The following is a 2,506-nucleotide window of genomic DNA, read 5'->3' as shown; positions in this document are numbered from 1 at the left end:
AGCCACCATCCGTTGAGTCCAATCAACCCCTCTCAGCAGTTGAACAACAGCTGAAGTGGGATTCCTATCATCAACTCCAGCAATTGCTTCGGGAGCGACGGTTGATGAGAGCGATCGCATTAGTAGAAGCCTTGGCTCAAAGAATGCCCCAAGACCCAGAAGTGCGTCAGTGGCAAGCGATCGCTTATCAAAGTTGCGCAAGACATTTGGTTAAACAGCACAAGCTGGATAAAGCTAGAAATTATCTCAAAAAAGCCCTCAAGACTGACCCCTACAATAAGTCTCTCTCGGCTGAGATAGAACAGGATTTTCGTTTGATCGAGCAGATGATATAACGCTACGCGCAAATCAGAAAAGTGAAATGGTTTTCTAATAAATATCTTTAGAGTTAGCATTCAAGTAAGGACGCTTGATATCAATTCCAAGCAAAGAAAAGTTGTGGAGGATAAAATTCATCCGACCTTCTGGGGAGTCGTGACCTTGTAGCCAAGCTTCTAGTAACCCATTAGCAACAATTTGGCAGCGATTCATCCCAAAATCTTCTTTAGGCGTAAATTTATAATCGGGTTCTTCTGATAGAGCCAGTCCTGGTAACAGCTGCTTGGTAAACAGAGGCACCCCTTGCAGAAAATGGGATTTGTGTTGAGCATAAACAGTCTTAAGCATGGGTTTAACTGTTTTATAATTGCCCTTTTCCAAGCACAGAATCCCTGAATCATAACGCCCGTAGTCAGAAGGATTGTATAGCACCTTAAACGTGAACGGAATTTTGACTCGGTTCAATCCCTCAGTGATAGCTTTCATAACAGCAACTGCACCTTCAGGATTCAGATTAAAATAGACATTTACTGTCTGGTGGTCACCATCTGAATTACAAGGATTAACTCGACCAGCATTCCCAACCGCTACATAGAATCCGTTTTGCACTAAATTAGGGGGCATCCGGATTGCCACTAAGCTCCCTATAGTAGCAGCCCTATCAATCGGTTGTAAGTGGAAATCACGCCTAATGTGCAGAATTAGACCCTTCTTTTCCACAGCCAGACTACCATCACTTTCCTGCCTTAGCACTAACCACCCTGGATCAAAGTAGCCTTGAGAGTGATTACTTTCGCACAATCGCTGGCAAAACTCTAGGTTAAGCCCCCTTACCGTATTGTTCTCCAAATCATCGTCAAGTGCCCAACCATTTGAATTGTGATCCGCTGGAAGAGTAGTTTGATAAGAGCCGTGGTAGTAGATACGGTAGAGAAACGTTCGTAGTTGCAGGCTTAGATAGGTATTCTGGATCTTTAAGGGTAGTTGCTGAAAACGAGCTACCACTTCATCAGGAAGTTCCAGGGGTTTGTACTCTGGATGAGTAATATAGAAATTAGATTCAATCTGAACATTGTTAAGAATGTCATAAAAAACATCAAGCAATCCAGGTATAGAAGAATCGAGTCGTTGATTTCGTAGAGTATCCAGTAATTGCATAATCAAGACCAATAGACTTAGGCAGGAATACGGCTAGGAAAAGTGAGTTCAGATTCTGTGATGCCAAAAACAATCGAGATTGATTGCTCTGGATGGCATAACAAGGTCTTAGCAACCTGAAGCATACAGATACCTGTGTTGTCAAAGGGTTTGAGGTGATTGATCTTTAAATGAATTTTGCGAATCAAGACAAACCCAGCAAATTGCATCGCTCGTCTCAAAAAATTCTGACGTCGCTCAATAATTTCTGGAAAGTGAGCCAAATAAGCTTGAGTTAGAGTAACAAGGCTAGGTTGAATTACCTCAAGGGGAGTTGTGGCTAGACGCAAAGCAGTTTCAACATCGATTGCTGTACTGATCACCAAGCTACTCAGCCAAATTTGTAGATAGCTGGCGATAATGGTTCCTAAATCTAAGCTCGGATCTCCCCAAGTGAATTTCTCCCAATCAATTACTCTAACCATGCTTGTCGCTTCTGGCTTGTTTGTAGAGAGGCATTGCTCCCAATCAAGGTGCAGTAATATGTTTTTCAGTTTTAGGTCATTGTGGATCAAACAGCAAGGCTCCCAAACTTGGTTAAGTTCTGCGATCGCTTTCCCTAAACTCTCGTAGCGCTGATAAAGTCTAAAAAATTCAAGAGAATCTTCACAATAGACCCCAAAAACTTCTGGTTCAATTCGTTCTAACCTTTCAAGAAAGTCAACCTCTTCATCAATCGGTAGCTGTTTAGCATTAGAGTTCAAGAAGTCTTTATATTCCTGACAGTCTAGAGTCGTGCGATGGATTGTGGCTATAGTAGCTCCGATCTGGCTAGCGATATCAATAGGAAAAACCTGATCTTTACTATAAAAATACGCTAAATCAGAATAGTCATTAAGATAGTTAAAAACCAGAATTGAGCGAATTAAATCAAAATGAATCGCCTCGGAGATTAGTGGGCGAATAGAGCTTAGATCTGGAAACTCTTGTAAAAACTCATAAAAAAGCCATTCGTACCAAAAATCACCATTAGTTTTCCCTTCATGATCGA

Annotated in this window: 2 protein-coding genes and 1 pseudogene; 1 reads left to right on the top strand and 2 read right to left on the bottom strand. The window is 41.6% G+C overall.

Annotated elements, in window-relative coordinates; translation table 11 throughout:
• Positions 1–335 (top strand): annotated as a pseudogene (locus F6K37_RS37970) (molecular chaperone DnaJ); the annotation flags it as partial.
• Positions 336–369: 34 nt separating this feature from the next.
• On the opposite strand, the gene F6K37_RS37965 reads toward F6K37_RS37970, so the two are convergent.
• A complete protein-coding gene (locus tag F6K37_RS37965) occupies positions 370–1,476 on the bottom strand; it encodes a T3SS effector HopA1 family protein (protein WP_287256223.1) in 1,107 nt (368 codons plus the stop codon).
• A gap of 17 nt (positions 1,477–1,493) precedes the next feature.
• On the bottom strand, positions 1,494–2,506 hold a 1,013-nt coding region (locus tag F6K37_RS37960), incomplete at its 5' end, for a phosphotransferase family protein (protein ID WP_287256220.1).

This window comes from Moorena sp. SIO4E2, from assembly GCF_010671945.1.
GTDB classification, from domain to species: Bacteria; Cyanobacteriota; Cyanobacteriia; order Cyanobacteriales; family Coleofasciculaceae; genus Moorena; species Moorena producens.
The sequence above is the reverse complement of the archived record's forward strand: the minus strand, read 5'-3'. Positions and strand labels throughout refer to the sequence as shown.

Bases quoted from the DNA above. Each gene is read 5' to 3' on its own strand.
- F6K37_RS37965 (WP_287256223.1), bottom strand. From the start codon at position 1,476: ATGCAATTACTGGATACTCTACGAAATCAACGACTCGATTCTTCTATA.